14 protein-coding genes are annotated in these 14,560 nt (G+C 61.3%); all 14 read left to right on the forward strand.

Annotated elements, in window-relative coordinates:
- Window positions 1-13: 13 nt before the first annotated feature.
- The 14 genes from recA (at window position 14) to BQ4888_RS05185 (ending at window position 14,549) form a co-directional block, all read left to right on the forward strand.
- Window positions 14-1,036 (forward strand): recombinase RecA, encoded by a 1,023-nt coding sequence (gene recA, locus BQ4888_RS05120; RefSeq protein ID WP_092054491.1) that lies wholly within the window; start codon window positions 14-16, stop codon window positions 1,034-1,036.
- 3 nt (window positions 1,037-1,039) lie between these two features.
- Window positions 1,040-2,194: a type IV pilus twitching motility protein PilT gene (locus BQ4888_RS05125; protein ID WP_092054494.1), complete on the forward strand. Its 1,155-nt coding sequence runs from the start codon at window positions 1,040-1,042 to the stop codon at window positions 2,192-2,194.
- On the forward strand, window positions 2,181-2,642 hold the full coding sequence (locus BQ4888_RS05130) for a regulatory protein RecX (protein WP_092054497.1): 462 nt from the start codon (window positions 2,181-2,183) through the stop codon (window positions 2,640-2,642). The genes BQ4888_RS05125 and BQ4888_RS05130 overlap by 14 nt, the downstream gene beginning before the upstream one ends.
- Before the next feature lie 131 nt (window positions 2,643-2,773).
- A complete protein-coding gene (alaS, locus tag BQ4888_RS05135) occupies window positions 2,774-5,422 on the forward strand; it encodes an alanine--tRNA ligase (RefSeq protein WP_092054583.1) in 2,649 nt (882 codons plus the stop codon).
- Window positions 5,423-5,455: 33 nt separating this feature from the next.
- Window positions 5,456-6,580: a hybrid sensor histidine kinase/response regulator gene (locus tag BQ4888_RS05140; protein ID WP_240746417.1), complete on the forward strand. Its 1,125-nt coding sequence runs from the start codon at window positions 5,456-5,458 to the stop codon at window positions 6,578-6,580.
- Window positions 6,581-6,720: 140 nt separating this feature from the next.
- Window positions 6,721-7,251, forward strand: a complete 531-nt coding sequence (hslV, locus tag BQ4888_RS05145; RefSeq protein WP_092054500.1) for an ATP-dependent protease subunit HslV — start codon at window positions 6,721-6,723, stop codon at window positions 7,249-7,251.
- Window positions 7,248-8,570 carry an ATP-dependent protease ATPase subunit HslU gene (gene hslU / locus BQ4888_RS05150; RefSeq protein WP_092054503.1) on the forward strand — a complete coding sequence of 441 codons (1,323 nt, stop codon included), beginning with the start codon at window positions 7,248-7,250 and terminating at the stop codon, window positions 8,568-8,570. Before hslV ends, hslU begins: the two co-directional genes overlap by 4 nt.
- Window positions 8,571-8,681: 111 nt before the next feature.
- On the forward strand, window positions 8,682-9,560 hold the full coding sequence (argB, locus tag BQ4888_RS05155; protein ID WP_092054505.1) for an acetylglutamate kinase: 879 nt from the start codon (window positions 8,682-8,684) through the stop codon (window positions 9,558-9,560).
- Between the two features lie 10 nt (window positions 9,561-9,570).
- Window positions 9,571-9,960 carry a HEPN domain-containing protein gene (locus tag BQ4888_RS05160; RefSeq protein WP_092054508.1) on the forward strand — a complete coding sequence of 130 codons (390 nt, stop codon included), beginning with the start codon at window positions 9,571-9,573 and terminating at the stop codon, window positions 9,958-9,960.
- Window positions 9,936-10,256 (forward strand): nucleotidyltransferase domain-containing protein, encoded by a 321-nt coding sequence (locus BQ4888_RS05165; protein ID WP_092054511.1) that lies wholly within the window; start codon window positions 9,936-9,938, stop codon window positions 10,254-10,256. The genes BQ4888_RS05160 and BQ4888_RS05165 overlap by 25 nt, the downstream gene beginning before the upstream one ends.
- Window positions 10,257-10,355: 99 nt before the next feature.
- Window positions 10,356-11,546, forward strand: a complete 1,191-nt coding sequence (locus BQ4888_RS05170) for an acetylornithine transaminase (RefSeq protein WP_092054514.1) — start codon at window positions 10,356-10,358, stop codon at window positions 11,544-11,546.
- 99 nt (window positions 11,547-11,645) lie between these two features.
- Window positions 11,646-12,554 carry an ornithine carbamoyltransferase gene (gene argF, locus BQ4888_RS05175; RefSeq protein WP_092054517.1) on the forward strand — a complete coding sequence of 303 codons (909 nt, stop codon included), beginning with the start codon at window positions 11,646-11,648 and terminating at the stop codon, window positions 12,552-12,554.
- 32 nt (window positions 12,555-12,586) lie between these two features.
- Complete coding sequence (locus BQ4888_RS05180; protein WP_092054520.1) at window positions 12,587-13,264, forward strand: RDD family protein; 678 nt, start codon at window positions 12,587-12,589, stop codon at window positions 13,262-13,264.
- A gap of 64 nt (window positions 13,265-13,328) precedes the next feature.
- Window positions 13,329-14,549: an argininosuccinate synthase gene (locus BQ4888_RS05185; protein ID WP_092054523.1), complete on the forward strand. Its 1,221-nt coding sequence runs from the start codon at window positions 13,329-13,331 to the stop codon at window positions 14,547-14,549.
- Window positions 14,550-14,560: the final 11 nt, after the last annotated feature.

Here is a 14,560-nt window from a genome sequence, read left to right on the forward strand (position 1 = left end):
GAGGATGAACAACATGGCGGAGAACAACCGCGATCGGGCCATCGATTTGGCCATCAGCCAGATAGAGAAACAGTTCGGCAAGGGGAGCATCATGCGCCTCGGCACAGATCTGGCGTTGCCGGGCGTGCAGGCCATCTCCACCGGCGCTCTCGGCCTGGATATCGCCCTCGGCGTCGGCGGCGTCCCTCGCGGCCGGATCATTGAAATCTTCGGTCCCGAATCCTCGGGCAAGACCACCTTGGCCCTGCACATCGCCGCTGAGGCGCAGAAAGTCGGGGGGATGGCCGCTTTCATCGACGCCGAGCACGCCCTCGACATCGGCTACGCCCGCAAACTCGGGGTGAAGACCGACGATCTGCTCGTCTCCCAGCCCGACACCGGCGAGCAGGCCCTGGAAATCACTGAAACCCTGGTGCGCAGCGGCGCCATCGACGTGCTTGTGGTCGACTCGGTGGCGGCCCTGGTGCCCAAGGCCGAAATTGAAGGGGAGATGGGCGATTCGCACATGGGCCTGCAAGCGCGACTCATGTCCCAGGCGCTGCGCAAGCTCACCGCCACCATCAGCAAATCCCACTGCTGCGTGATCTTCATCAACCAGATCCGCATGAAGATCGGCGTCATGTTCGGCAATCCGGAGACGACCACTGGCGGTAACGCCCTCAAGTTCTACGCCTCGGTGCGCATGGATATCCGCCGCATCGCCTCGCTGAAGAACGGTCAGGACGTGATCGGCAACCGTACCCGGGTCAAGGTGGTGAAGAACAAGGTCGCCCCCCCCTTCAAGGAGGCGGAATTCGACATCATGTATAATCAGGGGATTTCCCGGGAGGGGGACATTGTCGACCTCGGTGCCGATTGCGGCGTCATCGACAAGAGCGGCGCCTGGTTTTCCTACGGCAGCGAGCGCATCGGTCAGGGCCGTGAAAACGCCAAGCAGTTTCTGCGCGAGCATCCGGAAACAGCCCAGGAAATCGAGCAGAAGATTCTGGTTCACTACGGCCTGAGCCCGGCAACCGCCCCTGCGGAGGAGAGTTAAGCCATGGAACTGAATGAAATCCTCGCCGTCGCCTTGAAGGCGCGGGCCTCGGACGTCCACCTGAAAGCGGGTCTGCCGCCGACCTACCGCATCGATGGCAGCTTGCGCCCGCATCCCAAGGCGGCGCGGTTGACCCCCGAGGAAATGCGCAAGATGGCGATGTCGATCATGAACGAACGCCAGCGCCAGCGCTTCGAGGAATTTCATGAAGTCGATCTCGCCTACGGCGTCCCCGGGCTCGGCCGTTTCCGCGTCAACGTCTTCTCCCAGCGCGGCTCCATCTCCATGGTACTGCGTTTCATCCCCTTTGAAATCAAGACGCTGGAAGAGTTGACCCTGCCGCCGGTGCTGAAGAAGATCGCCTCGGAAACCCGCGGCCTGATCCTCGTCACCGGCGCCACCGGTTCGGGCAAGTCGACAACCCTGGCGGCGATGATCGACTACATCAACAGCAACCGGACCGCCCATATCGTCACCATTGAAGACCCCATCGAATACCTGCACAAGGACAAGAGCAGCATCATCAACCAGCGCGAGGTCGGCTTCGATACCACCGGCTTTCAGGTCGCCCTGAAGAGCGCCCTGCGCCAGGACCCCGATGTCATCCTGGTCGGCGAGATGCGCGACCACGAAACCATCGAAACCGCCCTGACCGCCGCCGAGACCGGGCATCTGGTCCTCTCGACCCTGCACACCATTGACGCCAGCGAAACCATCAACCGGATCATCTCGGTCTTTCCCCCCTTCCAGCAACGCCAGGTGCGTATCCAGCTGGCCGGAGTCGTCAAGGGGATCATCTCTCAGCGCCTAGTTCCTCGCGCCGACGGCAAAGGGCGGGTGCCGGCCATCGAGGTACTGGTCTCTACCGCTCGCACCCGCGAACTGATCGACGACAAGGAAAAGACCAAACTGCTGCGCGACGCCATCCAGCAGGGTTTCGTCTCCTACGGCATGCAGACCTTTGACCAGTCGCTGATGAGTCTGCTCAAACAGAATCTCATCACCTTCGACGAGGCCTTGCGCCAATGCTCCAACCCCGACGACTTCAAACTCAAATTCTCCGGGATTTCCTCGACGTCAGACCTGAGTTGGGACGACTTCGACAAGGGGGAGAAGGCGGCGCCACCCGAGGACGAAATCCAGATTGAGCGCCACTAGCCCCTGGAACGCCGCCCTGGCCCTCCTTGCCCGCCGCGACCGCAGCGAGGGGGAGCTTGCCGCCCGTCTGCGGCGCAAAGGCTTTACCGAGGAAGAGATCGCCGCTACCCTGGAACGCTGCCGGGAATACGGCTACCTGGACGACGCCCGCTTCGCCCGCCAGCGCGCCCGCAGCCTCGTCAGCAACGGCCGGGCCGTGGGTGGTCGCCTGCGGGCCGAACTCAAGCAGCAGGGGATCGACGAGGAACTGGCCCGACAAGCGGCCGAAGAGGTGGAAAACGACATCGATTCCGACCAGCTGCTGGCCGAACTGCTGGAACGACGCTTTCCCGGCTTTTCCTATGCCGAGGCGGACGACCGCCGACGCCGCCGCGTCATCCATTATTTTCTCCGCCGCGGCTTTTCCTTCGAGCGGATTCTGGTCCACTGTAAAAACGCCGACACCTGACCCGCCCCGCGCTTGAGATTTCTATCGTTTCACAAGGATTTGCTTGGTCTTTGGGCGGCTTGGTGCTAATACTTGAAATCTTCACCAAATCCATTCCCCAACAAGTAGAGAGGAAGAGAAAACAGACCATGATTACCGGCAAAGAACTCCGCTCCCGTTTCCTGAGTTTTTTCGAGCAACGCGGCCATACGGTGGTCTCCTCCTCGCCGCTGGTTCCCCATAACGACCCGACCCTGCTCTTCACCAACGCCGGCATGAACCAGTTCAAGGACTGCTTCCTCGGCAACGAGAAGCGCGACTACGTCCGCGCCGCCTCCAGCCAGAAGTGCGTGCGCGCCGGCGGTAAGCACAACGACCTCGAAAACGTCGGCCGCACCGCCCGCCATCACACCTTCTTCGAGATGCTCGGCAACTTCTCCTTCGGTGACTATTTCAAGAAGGAAGCCATCGCCTACGCCTGGGAATTTCTCACCGTCGATCTGAAACTCGACAAGAGCCGGCTCTACGTCACCGTCTTTACCGACGACGACGAGGCCGCCGACATCTGGCACGAGCAGGAAGGCGTCCCCCGCGAACGCATCTACCGCTTCGGCGAAAAAGACAATTTCTGGTCGATGGGGGATACCGGCCCCTGCGGCCCCTGCACCGAAATCTTCTGGGATAACGGTCCCGAAGTCGGTTGCGGCAAACCCGAGTGCGCCGTCGGCTGCGACTGTGACCGCTACATGGAGATCTGGAACAACGTCTTCATGCAATTCAACCGCAGCGCCGACGGCACCCTGACGCCGCTGCCGAAGCCGGCGGTCGATACCGGCATGGGCTTGGAGCGCATCACCACGGTGATGCAGGGGGTCACCTCCAACTACGACACCGACCTGCTGCGCGGCATTATCGCCTATGTCGAAGAGCTCTCGGGCCAGCGCTACGGCGACAACCAGGAGGCCTCCGTCTCGATGCGGGTCATCGCTGACCACAGCCGGGCCACCGCCTTCCTCATCGCCGATGGCGTGCTGCCCTCCAACGAGGGGCGCGGCTATGTGCTGCGCCGGATCATGCGCCGGGCCATGCGTCACGCCAAGATGCTCGGTTTCGAGGATCCGGTGCTGTTCAAGACCGCGAATTTCGTCCTCGAAGCCATGGCCGACGCCTATCCCGAGGAAGCCAAGCGCCGGGATTTCGTCGCCAAGGTGGTGAAAAACGAAGAAGAACGCTTTATCCAGACCCTCGGCAACGGACTGCGCATCCTTTCGGAAGAGATCGCCAAGCTCAAGACGGCCGGTCAAACCGTCATCCCCGGCGAAGTGGTTTTCCGCCTCTATGACACCTTCGGCTTCCCCGTCGACCTGACCGCCGATATCGTCGAAAAGGACGGCTACACCCTTGACGAGCCGGGCTTCGAGGCCTGCATGGCTGAACAGCGCAAAAAAGCCCGGGAAAACTGGAAGGGCTCCGGCGAGGAGGCCGTGGCGGCGGTCTACCGCAAGCTCCTCGAAGAGGGCCGGCAATGCGAATTCACCGGCTACCAGACCACCAGCGGCCACGGCACGGTCACGACCATCCTCAAAAACGGGCAGATCGTCGAGCAGGCAAGCGCCGGAGACGAAATTGAAGTCGTCACCAGCCAGACCCCCTTCTATGGCGAGTCGGGCGGACAGTCCGGCGATCGCGGGCGCATCCTTGCCGCCGATGCCGAACTGGAAGTCGTCGAGACCCGCAAACCGCTGCCGGAACTACCGGTGCATCTGGTTAAAGTGCGTAAAGGCGTGCTGCGCACCGGGGATGCCGTCGAGCTGCTGGTGGACGAGGCGGCGCGGCGAGCCACCGCCCTCAACCACACCGCCACCCATATTCTGCAAGCGGTGCTGATCGAAGTGCTCGGTGATCATGTCAAGCAGGCCGGCTCGCTCGTTACCCCTGACCGCCTGCGTTTCGACTTCACCCACTTCTCGGCCATGACCGCCGACGAACTGCGGCGGGTCGAGATCGAGGTCAACCGCCGCATCCGCGACAACCAGGCGGTCGATACCGCCGAGATGGAGAACGAAGAAGCCATCGCCGCCGGGGCCACTGCCCTCTTCGGCGAAAAATACGGCGACCGGGTACGGGTGGTACGGGTCGGCGATTTCAGCATGGAGCTGTGCGGCGGCACTCACACCAAAGCCGCCGGCGACATCGGCCTGTTCAAGATCGTCCAGGAAACGGGCATCGCCGCCGGCGTCCGGCGCATCGAAGCGGCCACCGGCGCCCGCGCCCTGGCTCTGGTTCAGGAAGAGGAACAGACCCTGGAACAGCTGGCCGCCTTGCTCAAAAGTGACCGGCCCTTGGTTCAGTCACGGCTGCAAAAGCTGCTGGAGCGGCAGAAGGAACTGGAACGGGAAGTCGAGATGCTGCAAGGCCGCCTCAACGCCGGCCAGGCGGCGGAACTGCTCGACCGGGTGCAGGAGATCGACGGCATTAAGCTTTTAGCCGTGCCGATCCCCGGCGCCGACGCCAAGGGGCTGCGGGAGTTGGCCGACCAACTACGCGACCGCCTCGGCTCGGGCGTGGTCATTCTCGGCAGCCCGGCCGACGGCAAGGCCAATCTGCTGGTCGCCGTCACCAAAGATCTCACCGGTCGCCTGCATGCCGGAAACCTGATCCGCGTGTTGGCCGAACAGGTCGGCGGCAAGGGGGGCGGCCGCCCCGATCTCGCCCAGGCCGGCGGCAACCGCCCGGAACGGCTCGCCCAGACCCTGGACGGCGCACCGGAGTTGATCCGCGCCGCCCTTCAGGGCCAATAGCCGAACCCGGAATCATTCATCAGGGAGGAACTCTTGCGTACCATTCTCAAGAACGAACCGCAGCTGCTGCAGGAGATGGAAGGTCGAACCATTCTCATCGTCGACGATGAGCCGATCATCCGCGATCTCTGCGCCCGGGCGCTCAAGGGATACCGTATCCTCCAGGCCGAGGACGGCGAGCAGGCCCTGCAGATGCTCGCCGGCGAAACCGCCGACGTTATCCTCGCCGATGTCATGATGCCGCGCCTGAACGGTCTCGACCTGCTCAAGACGATCAAGGACAAAACACCCAATCAGGTCGTGGTGATCATGACCGGCTACGCCGACAAGGACGTCATCCTGCGCGCCCTCAAGTCCGACGCTGACGACTTCATCACCAAGCCGATCAACCTGCTGCAACTCAAGACGACCATCGACCGGGTCCTGGAAAAGAAGGCGCTCAAAGAAGAACTCCTCCACCTCAAGCGCCTGGACAAGCTGAAATCAGAGTTCCTCGGCCTCGTCTCCCACAAGCTGAAGACACCGATCACCGCCATCTCCCTCTTTATCCAGAACCTCTCCCGGGGCTTCGGCGACCCCAATGATCCCACCTATCAGCAGACCCTGGCTTTGATTCTCGACGAGTCGAAGTATCTCGGCTATCTGATCAAGGACCTGCTCGTCTACAGCGAGGTCATCCTGCGCGAAGGGCCGCCGGAACTGCGCCCCTGCAATCTGCGGGACATCGCCCAGAGCGTGTCCGGGGACATGAACTACAGTGCCGTAAACAAGGGGGTGACCCTGAACGTTTCGCTGGAGAGCTATTTCCCCGAGATGATGCTTGACCGCAAGCGCATCAGCTTCGCCCTGCGGGCGATTCTGGAAAACGCCGTCAAGTTCACCCCCAAAGGAGGAACGATCACCCTGACTGGCGACTTGCACGGCAACTCGGCGCGGCTGATCGTCAAGGACAGCGGCCAGGGCATTCCCCAGGACGAACTGCCCAAGGTCTTCGAGAAGTTCTATCAGGTCGACCCGGACCATACCGGGCAGGTGAGGGGCTTCGGCCTGGGGCTTTTCTACGCCCGCCAATTCATCGTCGATCACGACGGCCGCCTGGCCCTTGAAAGCGCGCCGGAAGGCGGAACCATCGTCACGCTGGAACTCCCCTTGCGTTGATTCCTCTTTAAAAATTCGCTTCATGCCGTCCTTCCCCGCTGACGGGGTGAGGGCGGCATTTTCCTTTTTCATGACGCCGGGGCTGTGCTATATTAGCCGCATTTTTCTTTCTCCGAAAAACCCGGCGGAGGGGATCTCCCATGTTTCACGGCACGACCATTCTCTGCGTACGCAAAAACAACGAAATCGCCCTGGCTGGCGACGGCCAGGTGACCCTCGGCAACACGGTCATGAAGCACGGCGCCCGCAAGCTGCGGCGCATGTACGACGACCGGGTGCTGGCCGGTTTCGCCGGCAGCACTGCCGACGCCTTTACCCTGTTCGAGAAATTCGACGCCAAGCTGCAGGAGTATCGCGGCAACCTGCCTCGGGCGGCGGTCGCTCTCGGCAAGGACTGGCGTACCGACCGCATCCTGCGGCGGCTGGAGGCGCTCTTGATCGTCGCCAACGTCGAGACGACTTTGATCCTCTCCGGCGCCGGCGACATCATCGAACCGGACGACGGCGTTGCCGCCATCGGCTCCGGCGGCCCCTATGCCTTAGCCGCTGCCCGCGCTCTGCTCAACCACTCGGAGCTTTCGGCGCGGGAGATCGCCGAGCAGTCGCTACGCATCGCCGCCGGCATCTGTATCTACACCAACGACAGCATCCTCGTGGAGGCCTTGCCGTGACCAACTTCACCCCACGGGAAATCGTTTCGGAGCTCGATCGCTACATCGTCGGCCAAAAGGGCGCCAAACGCGCCGTCGCCGTCGCCCTGCGCAACCGTTGGCGGCGTCAGCAGGTGCCGGCGGAGTTGCGCGAGGAGATCGCGCCGAAAAACATCATCATGATCGGCCCCACCGGGGTCGGCAAAACCGAGATCGCCCGCCGTCTGGCGAAGCTCGCCCAGGCCCCCTTCGTCAAGGTCGAGGCGAGCAAGTTCACCGAGGTCGGCTACGTCGGCCGCGACGTCGAAAGCATGGTCCGCGACCTGGTGGAGCTGGCGATCATCATGGTCAAGCAGGAAGAGGCGCTGGCGGTGCGCTTGAAGGCCGAGGATCACGCCGAGGAGCGCCTGCTCGATCTGCTGTTGCCCGGTGAAGCCCGGACCGCCGAGGCCGGCGGCGAAAGCGGAACCCGTGACAAGCTGCGCAAGCTGCTGCGCATGGGGGAGCTCAACGAGCGCTTCGTCGAGATCGAAACCCAGGAAATCAAAATGCCGATGATGGAAGTCCTCACCCCGCCGGGCGCGGAGGGAATGGGCTTCAACATGAAAGAAATGTTCGGCAATCTCTTCCCGAAAAAAACCAAACGGCGGCGGATCAAGGTCGCCGAGGCGCGGGAGATCCTCATCGCCGAGGAAGCGGAAAAACTGGTCGACATGGACAAGGTTCACACCCTGGCCAAGGAGCGCACCGAGCAGAGCGGCATCATCTTCATCGACGAAATCGACAAGATCGCCAGCCGCGAGGGGGGGCACGGCCCCGAAGTCTCGCGCGAGGGGGTACAGCGGGATATCCTGCCTATTGTCGAGGGGAGCACGGTCAACACCAAGTACGGCCCGGTCAAGACCGATCACGTTCTTTTCATTGCCGCCGGCGCCTTCCATGTCGCCAAACCTTCGGACCTGATTCCCGAACTGCAGGGGCGTTTCCCCATCCGGGTCGAACTAGAGAGCCTTGGCGAGGAAGAGTTTGTGCGCATCCTCACCGAGCCGAAAAACGCCCTGCTCCGTCAGTACGCCGCGCTCATGCATACCGAGGGGATCGAGCTCGAGTTCACCGAAGACGGCGTCCATGAGATCGCCCGCACCGCCGCCCTGGTCAACGAGCGCACCGAAAACATCGGCGCCCGGCGGCTGCACACCATCCTGGAAAAGCTGCTCGAGGATCTCTCCTTCGACGCCCCGGAACGCCGCGACAAGCACGTCGTCATCGACGCCGCCTACATCCGCGAACGCCTCGCCGACATCGTCAAGGACGAGGATCTGTCGCGGTATATTCTGTAATTCAGGATAAAGTCTAAAGGAAAAAGGAGAAAGGGAAACGGCTCGTTTTCCTTCAGCCTTCAGCCTTCAGCCTTCGGCCTTTCCCCTTCGACCTGTTTTCCGGAGGAAAACGTGCAAGATCTGATCAATAAAGCCAATGTCCTGATGGAGGCGCTGCCGTACCTGAAGCGCTTCGCCGGCACCACCATCGTCATCAAATACGGCGGGCACGCCATGGCCGACGAGAAATTGAAGGAATCCTTCGCCCGGGATGTGGTGCTGCTCAAGTACATCGGCCTCAATCCGGTCATCGTCCACGGCGGTGGGCCGCAGATCAACGAGACCCTGAAAAAGTACGGGATTGTCTCCGAGTTTGTGCGCGGCATGCGCGTCACCGACGCCGCCACCATGGGCGTGGTCGAGATGGTTCTGGTCGGCCAGGTCAATAAAGAGGTCGTCGGCCTCATCAACCGCCACGGCGGCCGCGCCGTCGGTCTCTCAGGCAAGGATGGCGAACTGCTGCTGGCCGAAAAGATGCTGCAGGAAGTGCGGCAGGAGGACGGCTCCGTCGAGCAGGTCGATATCGGTTTTGTCGGCGATGTGATCCATGTCAACCAGGCGTTGATCGACACTCTGGAACAGGGCAAGTTTATCCCGGTCATCGCCCCGGTCGGGGTCGGCGCCGGGGGCGAGAGCTACAACATCAACGCCGACGTGGTCGCCGGCCGGGTCGCCGCCGCCCTGAAGGCCGAAAAACTGATCCTGCTCACCGACGTGCAGGGGGTCAAGGACAAACAGGGCAACCTGCTCACCGGCATCTCGGTGGGCGAGATGCGTCGATTGATCAGCGACGAATCGATTGTCGGCGGCATGATCCCCAAGGTCGAGTGCTGCGCCGACGCCCTCGCCGGCGGGGTCAAAAAAGCCCACATCATCGACGGTCGGGTCGAACACGCCGTGCTGCTGGAAATCTTCACCGACAAAGGGGTGGGGACGGAGATCGTGCAGTAGGCGTCATGACATGACACGAGAAGAGAAAATTGCCTATTGGCTGAAATCGGCAGAAACGGATTGGACTGTTGCCGAACATTTGGTTGAAAAACGAGATTACAGCTACGCGCTCTTTTTCGGACATCTCCATCTCGAAAAGTTGCTTAAGGCTGTTTTTGTCTACCGTTACGACGAAGTACCACCGTTTACCCATCGGCTTCCTTTTCTTGCCGAACGAGCAGGATTGATTTTATCGGAAGAGCGGCTGGAACTTCTGGAGACGGTCACGGATTTCAATCTGGAGGCGCGCTACCCGGACGAAAAGTTCTCATTTCAACAGAAATGCACCACCGAATTCACCGCTCAATACCTTGACAAAATTAAGGAAATGGCGTCATGGCTCAGGCAACAGTTGCCATAATCGAGACAATCCGGCGTTACGTTCGTGCGCTGGAGGCACAAGGCATTCAGGTCGATGACGCTATTCTGTTCGGCTCCTTCGCCAAGGGGACGGCCAAGGACGAGAGCGATATCGATGTCGCTTTGATCTCCAGCGCCTTCAGCGGCAACCGTTTCGACGACCGCCGCCGTATTGTGCCGTTGCGCCGGGCCATCGACGAACGTCTCGAACCAATACCGTTTCGACCAAATGATTTTGCCGAAGGAGGAAATCTGGTGGATGAAATCAAACGGGACGGGATTCGAATTGAGATGTGAAAGTTGGACTTTTCAATTGTGGTGCGTCCCGGTCATCACGAACCGGATTTTTCTATCCCCCCAATAATATAAGGCTCGCATTGAAAAGGTGCTTTTCTCATGAACACTGAACAATGGATCGCCCGGAGCGATAAGGTCATCATGAAAACCTACGGCCGCTACCCCATCGTCCCGGTTCGGGGACAGGGCTGCGAGTTGTGGGATGTGGACGGCAAGCGCTATCTCGACTTTCTTGCCGGGGTGGCGGTGAACAATCTCGGCCACTGCCATCCGCAAGTGGTCAAGGCCATCCAGGAGCAGGCGGCGACCCTGATCCACTGCTCCAACTACTATCAGATCCCCCAGCAGATCGAGCTGGCCGAACTGCTCTGCGCTCACTCCTTCGCCGACCAGGCCTTCTTCTGCAACAGCGGCGCCGAAGCGAATGAAGCGGCGATCAAGCTGGCGCGCAAGTACAGCCGCGAAAAATACGGGCTGGAGCATTACCAGATCATCACCGCCGCCGAATCCTTCCACGGCCGGACCATGGCCACCGTCTCGGCCACCGGCCAGGAGAAGGTGCAGCGTTTCTTCGATCCGCTGCTGCACGGCTTTCACCACGTCCCCTTCAACGATATCGCCGCCCTCGAAGCCGCCATCAATCCCCATACCTGCGCGGTGATGCTCGAGCCGATCCAGGGGGAAGGCGGCATCAAGGTGCCAAGTATCGAGTACATGCGGGCGGTGCGGGAACTCTGCGACCGCCGCGAGCTGCTGCTGATCTTCGACGAGGTGCAGACCGGCCTGGGACGCACCGGCAAGCTCTTCGCCCACGAGCATTTCGGCATCGCCCCGGATATCATGACCCTGGCCAAGGCCTTGGCCGGCGGCGCGCCCATCGGCGCCATGCTCGCCCGCGCCGAGATCGCCGAATCCTTCAATCCCGGCACCCACGGTTCGACCTTCGGCGGCAATCCGCTGATGACCACCGCCGCCCTGGCGGCGATGAAGACCCTGCTCGGCGACGGAATTCTGGAAAATGCCGTGAAGATGGGCGCCTATCTCACCGGCGAACTGAAGAAACTGCAAAGCCGTTACCAAATCGTCGAGGAAGTCCGCGGCATCGGCTTGATGATTGGCATGGGCCTGAGCATTCCTGGCGGCGACATCGTCAAGAAGGGGCACGAACGGGGGCTGCTGCTCAACGTCACCCACGACACAGTGCTGCGCTTCGTCCCGCCCTTGATTGTGACCCAGGCGGAAATCGACGAGATGATCGCCATTCTCGACGGTATTCTCAAAGAAATATGAATTCAGGACAAAGGAGAAAGGGAAAAGGATAGAGGGAGGGAGGACACCCCCTTTTTCTTTTTTTCTCGATCCCGTTCCTGTTTTTCCGGAGGAAAAACAATGCCCAAAGACTTTCTCGCGCTGACTGACTGGAGCCGCGACGACCTGGATAAAATTTTCACCCTGACTCGCGACCTCAAGGACAAGCAGAAGCGCGGCGAAGAGCATCATCTGCTCAAGGGCAAGACCCTGGCGATGATTTTTGAAAAGAGTTCGACGCGCACCCGCATTTCCTTTGAGGTGGGGATGTTTCAGCTCGGAGGCCACGCCCTCTTTCTCTCTTCCGGGAACACCCAGATGGGGCGGGGCGAGCCGGTCCAGGATAGCGCCCGCGTCATGGCCCGCTACTGCGACGGCGTCATGATCCGCACCTTTTCCCAGCAACTAGTCGAGGATTTCGCCCGCCATGCCGACGTGCCCGTCGTCAACGCCCTGACCGATCTCTACCACCCCTGCCAGGTGATGGCCGATCTTTTTACCGTCATCGAACACAAGGGCAGCTACCGCGATCTGGCCTACTGCTGGATCGGCGACGGCAACAACATGGCCCACAGCTGGATCAACGCCGCCGCCGTCTTCGGCTTCGAACTGCGCGTCGCCACCCCCAAAGGCTACGAGCCGGACGCTGCCGTCGTCGCCCGCGCCAAAAAAATGGGGGCGAAGATCCTCTATACCCAGGATCCAGCCGAGGCGGCGCGGGGCGCCATGGTTCTCAACACCGACGTCTGGGCGAGCATGGGCCAGGAAGCCGAGCAGCAGGAGCGGGAAAAGGACTTCAAAGGCTTTCAGCTCAACCGCGACATCGTCGCCCTGGCCGACCCGGGCTGCATCGTTCTGCACTGTCTGCCCGCACACCGTGATGAGGAGATCACCGACGAGGTCATCGAAGGTCCCCACTCGGTCGTTTTCGATCAGGCGGAAAACCGCCTGCACGTGCAGAAGGCCATCCTCGTCACATTGATGGGATAATCCTTTTCAACCAATCACTAATTACTGGCTCTATGAATCTGACCTGCCCTCATTGCGGATTTTCCAAAGAGATCGACCCGGCGCGGATCCCTTCCGGCATGACCCGGGTGATCTGCCCCCGTTGCAAGGAACCCTTTCCTCGCCCCGAGGCCCCTGCGGAAAGCGCCCCGGATCTCGTCGAGGAAACGGCCGTCAGCGCAGCGGCGGCCGATGCCGCAGTCCTGCCGATGGAGCCGACCCGTACCGTCCCCCCGGCACCGCCGATGACCTATGCCGAGAGCCTGCCCAAGGCGGGCTTCTGGATGCGCGCCGTCGCCTCCTTGCTCGACTCCCTGCTGTTGGGCCTGGTCCAGTTCGTTTTCAGCCTCATTCTCGGCTTGACCGCCGGGACGATGCTCTCCGGCGTGGAACCGCACGGAGAAGCCTTTGTCGGCCTGATGGCCACCCTCTTCGGTGCCCTCGTCGGTCTCACCTATTCGGTCTTCTTCACTGGCTATTGTGGCCAGACCCCGGGAAAGATGGCTTTACGCATCAAGGTCATCCGCACCACGGGAGAAGAAATCGGCTACGGCCGCGCCTTTGTCCGCGAGGTGCCGGGCAAGTTCCTCTCCAGCATACTGCTCGGCATCGGTTACCTGATGGTGGCCTTCGACAGTCAGAAGCAGGGCCTGCACGACCGTATCGCCAACACCTATGTGATCAAACTCTAACGCTTTCGCGCCGTCCGGCCTCGGATATCCGACGCCGGAGTCCCAACCACCCAAGGAGACCAACATGGCCAAGAAAACCAACGTCAAAAAAGTCGTCCTCGCTTACTCCGGGGGCCTGGATACCTCCATTATCCTCAAGTGGCTCACCGAAGAGTACGACTGTGAAGTGGTCGCCTACTCCGCCGACCTCGGCCAGGGGGAAGAACTCGATTTCATCCCGGAAAAAGCCAAGAAGACCGGCGCCAGCAGCTGCCATATCGTCGACCTCAAAGAAGAATTCGCCCGCGACTTCGTCTTCCCCATGTTCCGCGCCAACGCCATTTACGAAGGACGCTACTTCCTCGGCACCTCCATCGCCCGGCCGCTGATCGCCAAGGCGCAGATGGAGATTGCCGCCAAGGAAGGGGCCGACGCCGTTTCCCACGGTGCTACCGGCAAAGGCAACGACCAGGTGCGCTTCGAGATCGCCTACTACCACTACGACCCGGCGATCAAAGTCATCGCCCCCTGGCGCGAGTGGGACATGAAGAGCCGCACCGACCTGGAAAACTACGCCAAGAAGCACGGCATTCCTGTCCCCACCAGCAAGAAATTTCCCTGGAGCTCGGACCGTAACCTGCTGCACATCTCCTTCGAAGGGGATATTCTGGAAAATCCCTGGGCCGAGGCGCCGGAAGAGATGTACCAGCTCACCGTCCGTCCCGAGGATGCTCCGGATCAGCCGGAATATGTCGAGATCGAGTTCGAAAAAGGGGATGCCGTGGCGGTCAACGGCGTGCGCCTCTCCCCGGCCAAGCTGCTGGCCAAACTCAATGAATTCGGCGGCAAGCACGGCATCGGCCGGGTCGACCTGCTGGAAAACCGCTACGTCGGCATGAAGAGCCGCGGCGTCTACGAGACCCCCGGCGGCACCATCCTCGAAGAAGCCCATCGCGCCGTCGAGTCGATCTGCATGGACCGCGAGGTCATGCACCTGCGTGATTCACTCGTCCCCCGCTACGCCGACATGATCTACAACGGCTACTGGTTCTCTCCCGAGCGCCAGGTGCTGCAGACGCTGATCGACGCCTCGCAGCAGACCGTCAACGGCAAGGCCCGCATCAAACTCTACAAAGGGCACTGCCGGGTAGTCGGCCGCGACTCGGCCAGCGACAGCCTGTTCAACGTCGATTTCGCCACCTTCGAAAAGGACGATGTCTACAACCAGGCCGACGCCGAGGGCTTTATCAAACTCAACGCCCTGCGCCTGCGCATCGCCGCCATCCAGCGGCAGAACAAGAAGTAATCCTTCTGAGG

This window comes from Desulfuromonas acetexigens (assembly GCF_900111775.1).
Classification (GTDB): Bacteria; Desulfobacterota; Desulfuromonadia; order Desulfuromonadales; family Trichloromonadaceae; genus Trichloromonas; species Trichloromonas acetexigens.

What these genes read in the sequence shown, in the direction of transcription:
- recA (WP_092054491.1), top strand. Translation starts at nt 14, where the DNA reads ATGGCGGAGAACAACCGCGATCGGGCCATCGATTTGGCCATCAGCCAG.
- BQ4888_RS05125 (WP_092054494.1), top strand. Translation starts at nt 1,040, where the DNA reads ATGGAACTGAATGAAATCCTCGCCGTCGCCTTGAAGGCGCGGGCCTCG.
- hslV (WP_092054500.1), top strand. Translation starts at nt 6,721, where the DNA reads ATGTTTCACGGCACGACCATTCTCTGCGTACGCAAAAACAACGAAATC.
- BQ4888_RS05160 (WP_092054508.1), top strand. Translation starts at nt 9,571, where the DNA reads ATGACACGAGAAGAGAAAATTGCCTATTGGCTGAAATCGGCAGAAACG.
- BQ4888_RS05165 (WP_092054511.1), top strand. Translation starts at nt 9,936, where the DNA reads ATGGCTCAGGCAACAGTTGCCATAATCGAGACAATCCGGCGTTACGTT.
- BQ4888_RS05170 (WP_092054514.1), top strand. Translation starts at nt 10,356, where the DNA reads ATGAACACTGAACAATGGATCGCCCGGAGCGATAAGGTCATCATGAAA.
- argF (WP_092054517.1), top strand. Translation starts at nt 11,646, where the DNA reads ATGCCCAAAGACTTTCTCGCGCTGACTGACTGGAGCCGCGACGACCTG.
- BQ4888_RS05180 (WP_092054520.1), top strand. Translation starts at nt 12,587, where the DNA reads ATGAATCTGACCTGCCCTCATTGCGGATTTTCCAAAGAGATCGACCCG.
- BQ4888_RS05185 (WP_092054523.1), top strand. Translation starts at nt 13,329, where the DNA reads ATGGCCAAGAAAACCAACGTCAAAAAAGTCGTCCTCGCTTACTCCGGG.